The 16,232-nt window shown below is 71.3% G+C and carries 12 protein-coding genes; 3 read left to right on the top strand and 9 right to left on the bottom strand.

The annotated features are described in order from the left end of the window. Positions 1-62 precede the first annotated feature (62 nt). The 3 genes from HUT19_RS27590 to leuA all read right to left on the bottom strand — a co-directional run bounded on the left by HUT19_RS27590 (position 63) and on the right by leuA (position 5,075). Positions 63-2,237 (bottom strand): MMPL family transporter, encoded by a 2,175-nt coding sequence (locus HUT19_RS27590; RefSeq protein ID WP_176183044.1) that lies wholly within the window; start codon positions 2,235-2,237, stop codon positions 63-65. Positions 2,238-2,372: 135 nt separating this feature from the next. Continuing rightward, positions 2,373-3,089: a TerB family tellurite resistance protein gene (locus tag HUT19_RS27585; RefSeq protein ID WP_176183043.1), complete on the bottom strand. Its 717-nt coding sequence runs from the start codon at positions 3,087-3,089 to the stop codon at positions 2,373-2,375. Positions 3,090-3,299: 210 nt separating this feature from the next. Then, entirely contained in the window at positions 3,300-5,075 is a 1,776-nt protein-coding gene (gene leuA, locus HUT19_RS27580) for a 2-isopropylmalate synthase (protein ID WP_176183042.1), read from the bottom strand. Positions 5,076-5,395: 320 nt separating this feature from the next. Here leuA and HUT19_RS27575 point away from each other — a divergent pair, with 320 nt between their 5' ends. After that, complete coding sequence (locus HUT19_RS27575; RefSeq protein WP_176183041.1) at positions 5,396-6,484, top strand: M4 family metallopeptidase; 1,089 nt, start codon at positions 5,396-5,398, stop codon at positions 6,482-6,484. A 27-nt stretch (positions 6,485-6,511) separates the two neighbouring features. Next, positions 6,512-6,778, top strand: a complete 267-nt coding sequence (locus tag HUT19_RS27570) for a protealysin inhibitor emfourin (RefSeq protein ID WP_176183040.1) — start codon at positions 6,512-6,514, stop codon at positions 6,776-6,778. 3 nt (positions 6,779-6,781) lie between these two features. Here HUT19_RS27570 and HUT19_RS27565 read toward each other — a convergent pair whose 3' ends face one another. The 3 genes from HUT19_RS27565 to HUT19_RS27555 all read right to left on the bottom strand — a co-directional run bounded on the left by HUT19_RS27565 (position 6,782) and on the right by HUT19_RS27555 (position 9,151). Then, a complete protein-coding gene (locus HUT19_RS27565) occupies positions 6,782-7,801 on the bottom strand; it encodes a GTPase Era (protein WP_176183039.1) in 1,020 nt (339 codons plus the stop codon). Positions 7,802-7,887: 86 nt separating this feature from the next. Next, positions 7,888-8,238 (bottom strand): cytidine deaminase, encoded by a 351-nt coding sequence (locus tag HUT19_RS27560; protein WP_176183038.1) that lies wholly within the window; start codon positions 8,236-8,238, stop codon positions 7,888-7,890. A 58-nt stretch (positions 8,239-8,296) separates the two neighbouring features. Beyond that, positions 8,297-9,151, bottom strand: coding sequence for a helix-turn-helix transcriptional regulator (locus HUT19_RS27555; RefSeq protein ID WP_176187366.1), 855 nt, complete (start codon positions 9,149-9,151; stop codon positions 8,297-8,299). A 250-nt stretch (positions 9,152-9,401) separates the two neighbouring features. Between HUT19_RS27555 and HUT19_RS27550 the strand changes: the two genes are divergently transcribed. Further along, a complete protein-coding gene (locus HUT19_RS27550) occupies positions 9,402-10,946 on the top strand; it encodes an MFS transporter (protein WP_176183037.1) in 1,545 nt (514 codons plus the stop codon). Between the two features lie 102 nt (positions 10,947-11,048). On the opposite strand, the gene HUT19_RS27545 is transcribed toward HUT19_RS27550, so the two are convergent. The 3 genes from HUT19_RS27545 to ybeY all read right to left on the bottom strand — a co-directional run bounded on the left by HUT19_RS27545 (position 11,049) and on the right by ybeY (position 16,229). Then, positions 11,049-14,018 carry an Ig-like domain-containing protein gene (locus HUT19_RS27545; protein ID WP_176183036.1) on the bottom strand — a complete coding sequence of 990 codons (2,970 nt, stop codon included), beginning with the start codon at positions 14,016-14,018 and terminating at the stop codon, positions 11,049-11,051. Positions 14,019-14,421: 403 nt separating this feature from the next. Further along, the gene (locus tag HUT19_RS27540; protein ID WP_176183035.1) at positions 14,422-15,735 is read right to left on the bottom strand and encodes a hemolysin family protein; all 1,314 of its coding nucleotides are present in this window, start codon (positions 15,733-15,735) and stop codon (positions 14,422-14,424) included. Beyond that, positions 15,732-16,229 (bottom strand): rRNA maturation RNase YbeY, encoded by a 498-nt coding sequence (ybeY, locus tag HUT19_RS27535; protein WP_176183034.1) that lies wholly within the window; start codon positions 16,227-16,229, stop codon positions 15,732-15,734. Before ybeY ends, HUT19_RS27540 begins: the two co-directional genes overlap by 4 nt. Positions 16,230-16,232 lie beyond the last annotated feature (3 nt).

Raw genomic sequence — 16,232 nt, 5'->3', positions numbered from 1 at the left:
CACACGGGGCAGTTCCGGGTCCGGACCGACCGTCCCCTGTGCGGCCGGTCCGGACCACGCGGCTAGCCCCGTACGGCCGGTTCGGCCGTCCCGGACCGGGCCCCGGGAACGGGGCCGGCCGGACCGGGGGCACCCGCTCCGGCGCCCGGCCGCCGGAAGAGCGCTCCCGGCCACCACACCCACCGCTTCAGCAGCAGGCTCGCCGAGGTCACCAGATAGGTCCGGACGAGGAAGGTGTCGAGCAGCACGCCGACCGCGACGATGAAGCCCATCTCGACCAGCATCACCAGCGGCAGGGTGGCCAGCACCGCGAAGGTCGCGGCCAGCACCAGCCCGGCCGAGGCGATCACCCCGCCGGTGGTCCGCAGCGCGGTGACGGCGGCCTCCGTGACCCCGGCCCCGCGCAGGGCCTCCTCCCGCATCCGGTGCATCAGGAAGATGCCGTAGTCGACGCCGAGGGCGACCAGGAAGACGAACGACAGCAGCGGCAGCCCGGGATCGACCCCCGCGAAGCCGAAGACCGGTTCGAAGACCAGCCCGCCGAGCCCCAGGGCCGCGCCCCACACCGCCACCACGGCCACCACCAGCACCAGCGGTGCGATCAGACCGCGCAGCAGCGCCGCCAGGATCAGCAACACGGCGATCAGCACCAGCGGGATGACGAGCATCCGGTCGTGGGCGTTGGTGTCCTCGAGGTCGAGCTGCTGGGCGCTGGGACCGCCGACCAGCGCCTCGGCGCCGTCGATCCGGCCCAGCCCGGAGCGCAGGGCGTGGAGGGTGGCCGTCTCCTCCGGCGACTGCGGGGCCCCCTTGGCGAAGACGTCGACCTCGGTCCAGCCGCCGCCGCTGCGGCCCCGGGTGGCGTTCGCGACCCCCTCGGTGCCGCGCGCCCGGGCCAGCACCTGATCCGCCCGCGCGGTGTGGGCGAGCACGCTGATGGGCTGGCTGCTGGCGCCCGGGTAGGCGCGGGCGAGGGTCTCGGTCGCGGCCACGGACTCGGGCTTGTCGGTGAAGGTGTCGTTCTGCTTGAGGTTGCCGGGCAGGTTGAGCACGCCGAGCGCGAGCGCGCCCAGCAGCGCCGCGCCGCCGAGCAGTACCACGACGGGCCTGCGCCGCGCCGATTCGCCCATCGCCCCGAACAGCCCGCGCCGGGTGCGCGGCTCATCGCCGTACGCCGGGATCAGCGGCCAGAACACCCGGCGGCCCAGCAGCACCAGCACCGCGGGCAGCAGGGTCGTCATCGCGGCCAGCGCGCACACCACACCGACCGCCCCGACCGGGCCGAGTCCGCTGCTGCTGTTGAGGTCGGCGGCGAGCAGACACAGCAGCCCGGCGGCGACGGTCCCGCTGGAGGCGAGCACCGCGGGTCCGCAGCCGCGCAGGGCCTCGCGCATCGCGTCGTACGGGGAGCGGTGGCGGCGCAGCTCCTCGCGGTAGCGGGACACGATCAGCAGGGCGTAGTCGGTGCCCGCGCCGAAGACCAGGACGGTCATCACCGAGGAACTCATGCTGGTGACGACGAGGTCGAAGCCCTCGATGAGCCCGTAGACGACGCCCATCGCGGCCATCGCGGCGAACCCGACCACGACCAGCGGGACCAGCCACAGGAACGGGCTGCGGTAGGTGAGGATCAGCAGCACGGCGACCACGGCGGCGGTGGCGATCATCAGGGTGCCGTCGGTGGAGGCGAACACCTCCTGCGAGTCGGCCGCCACCGCCCCGGGTCCGCCGACCCGCACGCTCAGCCCCTCGGGGTGGTCCGTGAGCCCGTCGCGGATCTCCTGGACGACGTCCGCCCGCTCCTTCTCGTCCGTCAGCCCGGTGAGCGCCACCGGATACATCACGGTGGTGCGGTCCGCGGACGGAATCCCGCGCGGCACCTTCCGGCCCACCAGCTCATGGCCGCGCGCCACCTCGGCCACCTGCGCGCCCGCCGCCCCGCGGTCGGCCCGGGTCAGCCCGCCGTCGCGGTGGTAGACGAGCACGAGGTCGGTGGTGTCCCCGCCGGGCAGCTCCTCCTGGAGCCGGGCCACCTGGGTGGAGTCGGCCCCCGCCGGCAGATAGTCGACGGCGGTGTCGCGTTTGGCGTCCTCCAGCTTTCCGGCGAACGGCACGGCGACAAGGAGCAGCAGCACCCAGGCCCCGATGACGGCCCAGGGCAGGGCCCGCCGTCTGCCGGAGGCGGACGTGGGTGGTTCCTCCGGCGCGCGCCGTATCCGCGGCGATGTGGTCTCCATGCCCCCAGACTTCCGCCGCCGCGCGCCCGGATCGTCGCGCGCACGAGGGAGATACCGCCTACTGCGGCGGTGGCGGAAGGGGCGGGATTACTCCCCCGGGAGTACGCGCCCGGCGCGCGGGGGCGGGCGAGGGGGTCAGAAGGGTGCGCGGGTGGCGGCCAGCAGGCGGGCGGTGTCGTCGGGGCCGATCATCAGGGCGCGGCCGACGGTCTCCAGGACGGCGCGCTCGGCCGGACGGTAGGGGCCGTCGGCGACCGCGATACGGGCGCCCTGGAGGAGGATCGCCTCGCGGCCGGTGGGCGCCAGATGGGGCGCCAGGGGCTCCAGGGACTCGTGGAGCTCGATGGCAAGCGCCGTGCCGCACGGGTCCAGGCCGTCGCGCTCACCGGTGCCGCAGGCGCCGGGGAGGCGGCCGGTGTCGGCGGCGAGGGCCTCGATGAGGGCGAGGAGCTGGTCCTCGCTGCAATCGGCGAACCCGGCCGCGCGGACCGCGCCGACCGCGACCTGGCGTACCGCGGCCGCGTCGGTGCCGCCCGCGGCGAGGACCGCGAGGGCGACGGTGTGCACGGCGTCGCGCAGCATCGCGGAGAAGCGGGTGGTGGTGGGGTGGTCGAGCACCTCGGTGCCGAACCGGCCGCCGCAGGCGGCGCACTCCACGACCGGGGCGACCGGACCGCGGGGCAGCAGCGGCAGCCCGAGCAGCACGATACGGCGCCGGCCGGTGCGGCGGCGGTAGTTGCGGTCGCCTCCGCAGTCGGGGCAGAAGAACTCACCGTCGCCGACGGTCCGCCACAGAGTGCGTACGCCTACCACACACAGGTCCCGGTCTCGTCGGGCACGCGCGTGCACCACGTCACACCTCCATAACGCTTCGGCCACGTTGCCGCGTTGACGTGATGCTAGCCACATCAATGATGTGACGTCAGTACCCCGTACGGAGACAACAGGCCAAACCCGGGGCCCCGCCCACCTCACGCGGTGGACGAGGCCCATGTGGGTGACGGGTCAACCGGCCCTTGCCGATGGGCCGACCGGCCCTGGCGGCGAGCCGTCCGCCGGGTGCTAGCGGCGGGCCCGGTTGACCGCCGAGACGACCGCCTTGAGGGAGGCGCGCACGATGTTGGCGTCGATCCCGACGCCCCACAGCACCTTCCCGTCGATCGCGCACTCGATGTACGCGGCGGCCTGCGCGGCCGCGCCCTCGCTCAGGGTGTGCTCGGAGTAGTCCAGCAGCCTGACGTCCACGTCGATGGCGCCCAGGGCCTCGAAGAAGGCGGCCAGCGGGCCGTTGCCGGAACCGGTCAGCACCACCTCGGCACCGTCCACGACGGCCTCGACGGTGAGCGCGTCGGTGCCCTCGGTGGTGGTGGAGGTCTGCGCCGAACGCAGTGAGATGCGGCCCCACTGGTTGTCGTCCGTCGGCAGGTACTCGTCCTGGAAGACCGACCAGATCTGGGCCGGGGTGACCTCGCCGCCCTCGGCATCCGTCTTGGCCTGAATCGTCCTGGAGAACTCGATCTGCATCCGCCGCGGCAGATCCAGGTTGTGGTCGTTCTTCAGGACGTAGGCGATACCGCCCTTGCCGGACTGGGAGTTCACCCGGATGACGGCCTCGTACGAGCGGCCGACATCCTTGGGGTCGATGGGCAGGTACGGGACCTCCCACTCGACGTCGTCGACCGCCTTGCCCTGCTCGGCGGCGCGCGCCTCCATCGCCTCGAACCCCTTCTTGATGGCGTCCTGGTGGGAGCCGGAGAAGGCGGTGTAGACCAGATCGCCCGCGTAGGGGTGGCGCGGGTGGATCTCCATCTGGTTGCAGTACTCGGCAGTGCGACGGATCTCGTCGATCTGCGAGAAGTCGATCTGCGGGTCGACGCCCTGGGAGAACAGGTTCATGCCCAGCGTCACCAGGTCGACATTGCCGGTGCGCTCGCCCTGCCCGAACAGGCAGCCCTCGATCCGGTCGGCCCCGGCCATGATCGCCAGCTCGGCGGCGGCGACGGCGGTGCCGCGGTCGTTGTGCGGGTGCACCGACAGACAGACGTGCTCGCGCCGGGACAGATGGCGGGACATCCACTCGAAGCGGTCGGCGTGGGTGGAGGGGGTGGAGCGCTCGACCGTGGCGGGCAGGTTCAGGATGATCTCGCGGCCCTCCTCGGGCTGCCAGACGTCCATCACGCCCTCGCAGACCTCCAGGGCGAAGTCCAGCTCGGTGTCGGTGAAGATCTCCGGGCTGTACTGGTAGCCGAAGGCCGTCCGGTCGTCCAGGATCTTCTCGGCGTACTCCACCACCAGCCGGGTGCCGTCCACCGCGATCTGCTTGACCTGGTCACGGCTGCCGCGGAAGACCACCCGGCGGAAGACCGGGGCGGTCGCGTTGTACAGGTGCACGGTGGCCCGGTGAGCGCCGCGCAGCGACTCCACGGTGCGCTCGATCAGCTCCTCGCGCGCCTGGGTCAGGACGGAGATCGTCACGTCCTCGGGGATCGCGTCCTCTTCGATGATCGACCGTACGAAGTCGAAGTCTGTCTGCCCGGAGGAGGGGAAGCCGACCTCGATCTCCTTGTAGCCCATGCGGACCAGCAGGTCGAACATCTCGCGCTTGCGGGCCGGGGACATCGGGTCGATCAGCGCCTGGTTGCCGTCCCGCAGATCGGTGGACAGCCAGCGCGGCGCGACGGTGATGCGGTTGTCCGGCCAGGTGCGGTCCGGGATGTCCACGGCCTCGTAGCGGCCGTAACGGTGGATCGGCATCCCGGAGGGGCGCTGGGCGACGGTCGCGGCGGTGATCGGCGTGGGGCGGCCGACGGAATGGCCGGGCGTACGGGAGTGGGTCATGACGCGTAGGGCTCCTCGTGAGTCCGCTGGATGAAGGTCCACTGGGCGGCCGACGGGGCGTAATCACCGCAACACCGAACTCCGCGGGGAGGGGGTCGGCCTACGACTACAGGCCCTCGCCGCGGCAGCTAAGGAGAAGCAGCCCGAAACGCATGATGGAGGCAGCCTAACCGAGACACCGGACCCCGGCGGGTCCGTATCACGATGCGGGACAGGACATCCCACACGGCCCTCGCCGGAAAATACACATCAACCACTCGATTTCAGCAATCATGAGCGCAAGGAGTGACAACTCCACAGCGCAGTGCCACATTGCCTGGATGGATGCCCACACTCAGCACTCCCGCAGCGTCTTCTGCACGATCGTGCCGCCGCACGTCCTGGACAAGCTCTCCCATGCCGACGATCCCACGGTGGCCGAGCCCGCCCGCCGCACCCTGGAGCGGGACGCCCTGGAGCGCACCCGCCGCCGGATCACCACGGTCCGCGGTGTCACCGCCACCGTGGAGCGGGCCCCGTCCAACAAGCCCAAGCGCACCATCTACGACGCCCAGCACGCCACGCGGCTGCCGGGGAAGAAGGTCCGTGGCGAGGGCGACGCCTCCGGCCGGGACGAGTCGGCCAACCGCGCGTACGACGGTCTGGGCGCCACCTTCGAGCTGTTCCTCAAGGCGTACGGCCGACGCTCCATCGATGACTCCGGCCTCCTGCTGAACGCCAGCGTCCACTACAGCGAGGACTACAACAACGCCTTCTGGGACGGCGAGCAGATGGTCTTCGGCGACGGGGACGGCGAGGTCTTCCTCGACTTCACCATCCCGGTCGACGTGATGGCCCACGAGCTCACCCACGGCGTCACGCAGTACACCGCCAACCTGGAGTACTTCGGCCAGTCCGGCGCGCTCAACGAGTCCATGTCCGATGTCTTCGGCTCGCTGGTCAAACAGCACGTCCTCGGCCAGACCGCCGAGGAGGCCGACTGGCTGATCGGCAAGGGGCTGCTGGCGGAGCGGGTCACCGGGGTGGCGCTGCGCTCGATGAAGGCCCCGGGCACGGCGTACGACGACGACGTCCTCGGCAAGGACCCGCAGCCCGGCACGATGGACGACTACGTCCACACCTCACGGGACAACGGCGGTGTCCACATCAACTCCGGGATCCCCAACCACGCCTTCTACCTCGCCGCCAAGGCCCTCGGCGGCCACGCCTGGGAGCGGGCCGGACAGATCTGGTACGACGTGCTCACCGGCGGCGATCTGGCCTCCGACGCCGAGTTCAGTGACTTCGCCCAGCTCACGGTGGCCGCGGCGCACTCCCGCTACGGCGAGGGCGAGGAGCAGTCGGCGGTGCTGGAGGCCTGGGCGGGGGTCGGCATCACGGATCTGCGGACGCGGGTGGGCGCGCGCTAGGGCCCGCCCTCGGGTAGTGATGGACCCATGCGTATTTCCGTCACCCGCACCGGCGGATTCGCCGGAATCGAGCGCCGGGCCGAGCTGGACACCTCCGGCCGGCCCGACGCCACCCATCTGGCCGCCCTGGCCCACCAGGCCGTCGAGAAGGGCGCCGCGGCCGCCACGCGCGGCGTCCCGGACGGCTTCCACTACGAGATCACCATCGACGGCCGCACGGTCCACGCCGCGGACCCGCACCTGAGCGAGGCCCAGCGCGAGCTGATCCGTACGGTGCTCAAGGAGGGGGCGTAGCGCTCAGAAACCCAGCCTGCGGAGCTGCTTCGGGTCGCGCTGCCAGTCCTTGGCGACCTTGACGTGCAGATCGAGGAAGACCGGAGTGCCGAGCAGCGCCTCAATGTGCTTGCGGGACTTCGTCCCGACATCCTTCAGCCGTCGGCCCTTGGGGCCGATGACGATCCCCTTCTGGCTGGGGCGCTCGATGTAGAGGTTGGCGTGGATGTCGAGGAGGGGCTTGTCCGCGGGACGGTCCTCACGGGGCAGCATCTCCTCGACGACCACCGCGATGGAGTGCGGCAGTTCGTCCCGTACGCCCTCCAGCGCCGCCTCGCGGATCAGCTCGGCGACCATGACCTGCTCGGGCTCGTCGGTGAGGTCGCCCTCGGGGTAGAGCGCCGGGCCCTCGGGCAGCAGCGGAACCAGCAGATCGGCCAGCAGGCTCACCTGACCGGCCCCGCGGCCGTCTCCGCCTTCGGCGGCGGCTCCGCGGCCCGCCCCCTTCTCCGCGTCCACCGCCGAGACCGGGATGATCTCCGCCCACTCGATGCCCAGCTCCGTGCCGAGCCGGTCGACGGCCAGCAGCTGCTGGGCCAGCTGCTCGGGCTCGACCAGGTCGGTCTTGGTGACGATCGCGACCTTGGGGGTCTTCTTGATCCCGGCCAGCTCGGTGGCGATGAAACGGTCGCCGGGGCCCAGCTTCTGGTCGGCGGGCAGACAGAAGCCGATGACGTCGACCTCGGCCCAGGTGGTCCGTACGACGTCGTTGAGGCGCTCGCCCAGCAGGGTGCGCGGTTTGTGCAGACCGGGGGTGTCGACGAGCACGAGCTGCGCGTCGGGGCGGTGCACGATGCCGCGCACCGTGTGCCGGGTGGTCTGCGGGCGGTTGGAGGTGATCGCGACCTTCGTCCCCACCAGCGCGTTGGTGAGGGTCGACTTGCCCGCGTTGGGGCGGCCGACGAAGCAGGCGAAGCCCGAGCGGTGCGGGGTTTCCCCCGGCTCGGACGGGGACGGCGAGGTACGGACACTCATGGCGCCCATTCTCCCCGATGCCCCGCCCCGCTCGGACCAGCCCGCCGGACCGGCCGGTCCGGCGGATCCGCTCCGGCGGCCCGGCGGCCGCGCCATCAGGCCGGGAGGGTGGCGCGCACGGTGCCGTCCGGGCCCGCCAGCAGCACCGGCGTACCGGCTCCACCGAGGTCCCGTACGGCCGCGCGGTCCTCGTCGGAGACGGTCTCGGCCTCGGTCACGACGGCCGCGGCCTCCAGGGACTTCGCACCGCTGGCGACGGCCATGGCGACGGCGGTCCGCAGCGCGCTCAGCCGGAGCGAGTCCAGGGCGACGGTTCCGGCCACATAGGTGCGGCCCGTCTCGTCGCGCACGGCGGCGCCCTCGGCCACGCCGTTGCGGGCCCGCGCCGAGCGGGCCAGCGTGACGATCTTGCGGTCTTCCGGGTCCAGCTGCGCTGCTTCGCTCATGCGGATGAGCATATGCGGGCCGCCCACCGGTCCGGATGCCGGTGGGGACGGCCGCGGGTCAGCCCGCCACCGAGTACATCCCGCCGCGCCGGCCCTCCGGGGAGAGCAGCCACTCCAGCTTCGCCGTGGTCTCCTCGGCCGTCTGCGCCCCCGCACCGGTCCCGGCGCCCTCGATCGGCATCGGATGGTGCAGCACGATCGTCAGGTCCGGACGGGCCGGGATCCGCAGCTGGGTGGACTCGAAACGCAGCGCGCCCACCAGCGGATGGTGCAGCTCCTTGAACATCTGACCGCCGGCATGGACGTCCCGGCGCTCCCACAGCTCGGTGAACTCCGGGCTCAGCTCGGACAGTTCGCCGATGATCTCGCCGAAGCCCTCGTCGTCCGGGTGGTCGGAGAGGGAGGCGCGGTACTGGGCGACGACCCAGGGCGCGTTCTCCTTCCAGCTCATGGCGCGGGCCCGGTAGACCGGGTCGGTGAAGAAGGTGATCAGGCAGTTCTGCCGGATCTCCGGACGGAACCCCAGCACCAGCGAGGCGCCGTCGTTGTAGGCGACCACGTTCCAGTAACGGTCCATGATGTGCGCGGGGAACGGCATCCAGGCGTCGATCAGCCGCTGGAGCCCCTCGCACAGATGGTCCGCGGCGTATCCGGACACCGGCACCGGCGGATTCAGCCCGGCCAGGACGTACAGGTGGCGGCGCTCGGGGTCATTGAGCCGGAGCACCCGGGCGACCGCGTCCAGCACCTGCGGCGAGACGGTGATGTCCCGGCCCTGCTCCAGCCACTGATACCAGGAAGCCCCCACTCCGGCCAGGACCGCGACCTCCTCCCGGCGCAGTCCCGGCGTACGGCGGCGGCCGCCGTCCGGCAGACCCGCCTCGGCGGGGCTGACCCGGGCCCGGCGGGTCATCAGGAAGTCACGCAGTTCCTGGCGGCGGAGCGACTTGCCGGTGGTCCGCGTACTGCCCGTGTCCCGCGCGGCCTGCCCGCCCCCCGTGGCCGGTTGTCCGGCCCGTGCCGTCCTCTCCGCGGCTGCTGCCACCCCGTTCCCCCTCCTCACCGGTGTGCTCACCGGCGTTCTCGCGCCGAAGCTGGTGGTGCGGCCAACAGGATAAGTGCCCGCTCCCCACGCCCTCTCGGATCATTCGAACCTGTTGACCATGGCGATCGATTCCCCTTCGGCTCTCTCCGATCTTTCCGATCCTTCCGACCCTTCCGACCCTTCCGACCCTTCCGACCCTTCCGATCTCTCCGGCTCAGCCGCCGGGCGCGATACCGCTCCCCCGGCCCCCGATCCGGCTCCGGCGCGGCTGACCGGCCGCGCCAAGCTGGTCCTGCTGGTGCTGTGCGCCGCCCAGTTCATGGTGGCGCTGGACTTCTCGATCCTGAACGTGGCCCTTCCCGTGCTCGGTCGGGACCTGGGCATGGGCCAGTCCGACCTCCAGTGGGCGGTCACCGCGTTCGCCCTGCCGTCCGGCGGCTTCCTGCTGTTCTTCGGCCGGGTGGCGGACCTGTACGGGCGGCGCAAGCTGTTCCTCACCGGGCTCGCCCTGTTCACGGCGGCGTCCCTGCTGGCCGCGCTCGCCTGGAACCCGGCCGTCTTCCTCATCGGGCGGGCCGTCCAGGGGCTGGGCGCGGCCGTGATCGTGCCGACCGGTATGTCACTGCTCACCACCACCTTCGCCGAAGGCCCGCAACGCGAACGCGCCCTGAGCATCAGCGGCACGCTGATGTCGCTGGGCTTCACCATCGGCATGGTCCTGGGCGGCGGGCTGACCGACACCCTTGGCTGGCGCTCCACCATGGGGCTGCTCGCGGTCGCGGGCGCCCTGGTGCTGGCCGCCGCCCCCGCGCTGCTGACGGAGTCGCGCCGGCCCCAGCGGCCGCGGCTGGACGTACCGGGCGCGGTGACCGTCACCGGCGGACTGCTCGGTGTCATCTACGCCCTGTCGACGGCCGCCGAGCGCGGTTTCGGCGGCGCCGATGTCATCGTGGCGCTTGTCGGCGGCGCCCTGCTGCTCGTGGCGTTCGCCGTCGTGGAGTCCCGGGCCACCGAACCGCTGGTGTCGCTGCCGATGCTGCGCCGACCCACCGTGGCCTGGGGCAATCTGGCCGGGCTGACCACCTTCGCGATGATGAGCGCCATCATCTTCCTGCTGACGCTGTATCTCCAGGAGGTGCTGGAGCTGTCGTCGCTCGTCACCGGTCTGGTCTTCGGTGTGCAGGGGGTGTTCTCCGCGGTCGCCGGTGTGGTCGCGCCCAAGGTGATCGGCCGCTTCGGCGCCCGTCGCACGCTGATCGGATCGCTGCTGATCCAGGCGGCGCTGACGGCCGTGATGGTGGGGCTCGGCGAGAACGCCGCCGGTGCCTGGCTGGCCATGGCCGCGGTGAGCCTCGCCAGCTTCGCCCATCTGTGGGTGATCGTCTCGTACGGCGTCATCGCCACCTCCGGTCTGCCGGACCATGAACAGGGCCTGGCCACCGGGCTGGTGACCAGTTCCCAGCAGATCGGCATCACCGTCGGCATTCCGCTGCTGAGCGCCCTCGCCTCGGCCCGTATGGCGTCGCTGCGCGACGGCGGGGCGGGCTACGCGGCCTCGACGCTGGGCGGTATCAGGCTGGGTATCGGCGCCGACGCGGCGGTTGTCGCGCTGATCGGGGTGGCGGTGGCCTTCGGGCTGCGCGGACACCGCGGACGTGTCTGATGCGTCCGCGACCCACAGCTGCGCCGGGCCGCTGGCAGCGGTCCGGCGCAGCTGTGGCTGGGTTGGTGCGCTCGGTCGGTTCCCTCCGGGGCTACCCCGGCCTTACGGGAGCAGCGGGTACGGCTGGAACGTCAGTGAGGCGTTGGCCGACGCCGGGCTCAGCCCGGGAGCGCCGGCGAAGGAGGCGGTGTACGTCGACGCGGTGAGCACGGTCGGCGGGACGGTGACGTTGGAGCGGGTCGCCGTGCCCTTGATGTTGGTGACCGCGCTGCCCAAGGAGATCGGCCCCAGGCTGGAGTTGGCCACGAACGTGATGGTCTGGCCGGGGACAGGGTTGTTCGACGCGTCCCTCAGCGTCGCGCTCAGGGTCGGGATGACCAGGGTGCCGTTGAACCGCAGCCGGATAGTGGCCGGGTTGGCGGTGAGTGTCGTGTTGGTCGCCGCCCCCACGTTCTGGGTGATCGTATTGGACGTCGACCCGTTGAAGCAGCCGTCGCCGCTGTAGGTGGCGGTGACCGTGTGCGGTCCGGCGGTGAGCGCGTTGGTGCTCACCGTCGCCACTCCGGAGCCGTTGAGCGTCCCGGTGAGGGTGGGTCCGCCGCTGATCGTGAACGTCACGGTCCCGGTCGGGGTGCCCGTCGCCGGCGGCACCGCGGCCACGGTGGCGGTGAAGGTCACCGTCTGGCCGGGGGCGGACGGGTTGGGCGAAGAGGTGAGCGTGGTGGTGGTGTTCGCGTTGACCACCGTGATCGTACCGGTGGTCGACGAGCCCGCGACCCCGGTGTTCCCGGAGTACGTGACCGTCACCGGATACGAGCCCACTGCGAGCGGGCCGGTCGTCACACACGCTTGACCGCTGGCGTTGACCGTCCCGGTCAGGGTCGGTCCGCCGGTGATCGCGAACGTGACCGTCCCGGGGTTCGGCGTGCAGGTGCCCGGTGAGGCCACCGTCACCTGCGCGCACAACTGCACCGGTCCACCGCACACGGTCGAGGGGGGCGCAATGGTCAACGCCGTCGTGGAGGTCGCCTGGTTCACGGTGAGCGTGGTGGAGCCCGACGAGCCCGATACGCCGGTGTTCCCGGAGTAGGTGGCCGTCACCCCATGCGTCCCCACCGGGATGGCGCTGGTGGTCACGCACGCGTTCCCGGCCGCGTCCACAGCCGCCGACAACGTCGGACCACCCGCCACCACGAACGTCACCGTCCCCGGCGACACCGGACACGAACCCGACGAGGTCACGTGGGCGCACAGGATCACCTGCTGACCGCAGACCGAAGAGGTCGGCGTGGCCACGACCGCCGTCGTCGACACCCCCTGGCCGATCGTCACCGAGCCGGTGCCCGCGGAACCCACGACATCGGTGTTCCCCGAATAGGTGGCCGTCACCCCATGCGTCCCCACCGGGATGGCACTGGTGGTCACGCACGCGTTCCCAGCCGCGTCCACAGCCGCCGACAACGTCGGACCACCCGCCACCACGAACGTCACCGTCCCCGGCGACACCGGACACGAACCCGACGAGGTCACCTGCGCACACAACTGCACCGCATCACCACACACCGGCGACACCGTCGGCGACGAGAACACCGTCGTCGACACCCCCTGGCCGATCGTCACCGAGCCGGTGCCCGCCGAACCCACGACATCGGTGTTCCCCGAATAGGTGGCCGTCACCCCATGCGTCCCCACCGGGATGGCACTGGTGGTCACGCACGCGTTCCCAGCCGCGTCCACAGCCGCCGACAACGTCGGACCACCCGCCACCACGAACGTCACCGTCCCCGGCGACACCGGACACGAACCCGACGAGGTCACCTGCGCACACAACTGCACCGCATCACCACACACCGGCGACACCGTCGGCGACGAGAACACCGTCGTCGACACCCCCTGCCCGATCGTCACCGAACCCGTGCTGTCCGCGGAACCCGCGACATCGGTGTTCCCCGAATAGGTGGCCGTCACCCCATGCGTCCCCACCGGGATGGCACTGGTGGTCACGCACGCGTTCCCAGCCGCGTCCACAGCCGCCGACAACGTCGGACCACCCGCCACCACGAACGTCACCGTCCCCGGCGACACCGGACACGAACCCGACGAGGTCACCTGCGCACACAACTGCACCGCATCACCACACACCGGCGACACCGTCGGCGACGAGAACACCGTCGTCGACACCCCCTGCCCGATCGTCACCGAACCCGTGCTGTCCGCGGAACCCGCGACATCGGTGTTCCCCGAATAGGTGGCCGTCACCCCATGCGTCCCCACCGGAATCGCACTGGTGGTCACGCACGCGTTCCCAGCCGCGTCCACAGCCGCCGACAACGTCGGACCACCCGCCACCACGAACGTCACCGTCCCCGGCGACACCGAACACGTACTCGGCGAGTCCACCGTCACCTGCGCACACAACTGCACCGCATCACCACACACCGGCGACACCGTCGGCGACGAGAACACCGTCGTCGACGCCCCCTGTCCGATGGTGAGCGGGGTCAAGGGGGAGTTGGACGCGGCGAAGTTCGTGTCGCCGAGGTAGAAGGCCGCGACCTGGTGAGTGCCCACACTCAGGCCGGGGAAGGTGACGGAGGCGTTTCCGGAAGCGTCGAGAGTCCCGTTCATCGTCGGCCCGTCGGCGCTGACGATGAAGGTGACCGTACCGGTGGGCGTTCCACTGCCCGGGGGTACGGCCGCCACGTTGGCCGTCACCGTCACCGACTCCCCGCAGACGGGGGAAGCCGGCACGAAGGTGATGGTGGTGACGGTCGCCGCCTGGTTGACCTGCTGGATGGTCGTGCCCGACGAGGGGTCCAGATTGGTGTCGTTGGCGTAGTTGGCCGTGACCAGGTGGGAGCCGACCGCAAGCGAGGCATCGGTCACGGAGGCCTGTCCGGAGGCGTTGACCGTCACCGGGCCCAGGGTCGGGCCACCGGAGATGACGAAGGTGACTTCTCCGTCCGGCGTGAACACCGAGAGCGGATCAGTGACCGTGGCGGTGTAGGTGACGGACTGGCCGAAAAGTGAGGGATTCGGCGTCGAGATCACCGAGGTGCTGGAGGCAGGCATAGGAGCGGCCCCTTCCGGATTGCGGATGAGATGGGCCGCCCGGCTCCGCGCGACGCATGCCGCGCGGAGCCATGGCCTCTGCACGGGGGTGCCCATACGGTCGTCCGTCTACGTCAAGTTGACAGGCCGACCGTCCCCCGACAGAGGTATGGGCGACCCACCAGTCGGTATCTGCAAGTAAGCAGGGGCCTACGCCAGATGGGCCAGAGTGTGGGGGCCCTTTCCACTCGGATGGCGCAGCGCAGTCCCGCGCACCCGGTTGCGCGGGCGTGCCGGGGCGCGTCGACACAGGCCACCGCCGCGCCGCGGCGGCCGGGGGGCGCGCGGAGAGTGGGCATGGAAGGTGGGCACGGAGGGTGGGCACAACACCGCGGCGCGGTGAACGAGGACCAACGCGGCTCGGCTACGCCTCCGGTTCGGCGGCGGCGGTCTCCCGGACCGGCTCGACCAGCACCGTGACGATGCGGTTGCGGCGTCCGGCCGGGGACTCGGCGGTCAGCCGCAGGGCCTTGAGCGCCGGGTCCGTACCGCCGTCGGGGACATCGACCTCGGCCGTGGCGCCCGCGATCGGCACCCGGCCCAGCGCCTTGGCGAGCAGTCCGCCCACCGTCTCGACGTCCTCGTCCTCCAGATCCGTCCCGTACAGCTCGCCCAGGTCGCCGAGGTCGAGCCGGGCGGTGACCCGGTGGGTGCCGTCGCCCAGGTCCTCGACGGGCGGCAGCTCCCGGTCGTACTCGTCGGTGATCTCACCGACGATCTCCTCGAGGATGTCCTCGATGGTCACGATCCCGGCCGTGCCGCCGTACTCGTCGATGGCGACGGCCACATGGTTGCGGTCCCGCTGCATCTCGCGCAGCAGATCGCCCGCGTTCTTGGTGTCCGGGACGAAGGCGGCGGGCCGCATCGCGGTGGAGACCAGCTCGGATTCGGCCTCGCGGTTGATGTGTGTCTTGCGGACCAGGTCCTTGAGGTAGACGATCCCGACGATGTCGTCCTCGTTCTCCCCGGTGACCGGGATCCGGGAGAAGCCGGAGCGCAGCGCGAGGGTGAGCGCCTGCCGGATGGTCTTGTAGCGCTCGATGGCGACGAGGTCGGTGCGCGGCACCATGACCTCGCGCACCAGGGTGTCGCCGAGCTCGAAGACGGAGTGGACCATGCGCCGCTCCTCGTCCTCGATCAGCGATTCCTGCTCCGCGAGGTCGACCAGGGCGCGCAGCTCGGCCTCGGAGGCGAACGGGCCCTTGCGGAAGCCCTTTCCGGGCGTGAGCGCGTTACCGAGGAGGATCAGCAGCGGCGGGATCGGACCCATGACCCGGGCCAGCGGAATCAGCACATAGGCGGCCGCGGTCGAGGTGTTCAGCGGGTGCTGGGCGCCGATGGTGCGCGGTGAGACGCCGACGGCGACGTACGACACCAGGACCATCACGCCGATCGCGACGGTCAGCGCCTTCCAGGTCTCGGGGAACTCGCGCAGACAGGCGTAGGTGACCACCGCGCCCGCCGCCACCTCACAGGCCACCCGGACCAGCAGCGCGACATTGAGATAGCGGGTGGGGTCCCCGGCGACATGCATCAGCTTGGCGCTGCCGCGCCGCCCGGTGCGCACGGCCTCCTCGGCCCGGAACCGGGTGGTGCGGGCGAGCCCCGCCTCGGCGCACGCCGCCAGCCAGGCGACGACCACCAGCAGGACGGCCGCCGTGACGAGCTGCCCGCTCATCGGGTGGTGGGGGCCGGGGAGGGGCCGGTCAGACCGTACTCGGCGCGCCAGCCGTCGACGATCGCTGCCTGGAGGCCGAACATCTCGGCGCGCTCGTCCGGCTCCTCGTGGTCGTAGCCGAGGAGGTGGAGGAGGCCGTGGACGGTGAGCAGCTGGAGCTCCTCGTCCATGGAGTGCCCGGTCGGCGCCTCCTCGCCCTGCTTCCTGGCCACTTCGGGACAGAGCACGATGTCACCGAGGAGGCCCTGCGGGGGCTCCTCGTCGTCCTTGGCGGGCGGCCGCAGCTCGTCCATCGGGAAGGACATGACATCGGTCGGCCCCGGCAGGTCCATCCACTGGATGTGGAGCTGCTCCATGGCGTCGGCGTCAACGACGATCACCGAGAGCTCGGAGAGCGGGTGGATGCGCATCCGGGCCAGGGCATAGCGGGCGACGTCCAGGATCGCCCGCTCGTCGATGTCCGTGCCGGATTCGTTGTTGACGTCGATCGCCATGGG

Origin of the sequence: Streptomyces sp. NA02950 (assembly GCF_013364155.1) — a bacterium.
Lineage (GTDB): Bacteria > Actinomycetota > Actinomycetes > Streptomycetales > Streptomycetaceae > Streptomyces.
The sequence above is the reverse complement of the archived record's forward strand: the minus strand, read 5'-3'. Positions and strand labels throughout refer to the sequence as shown.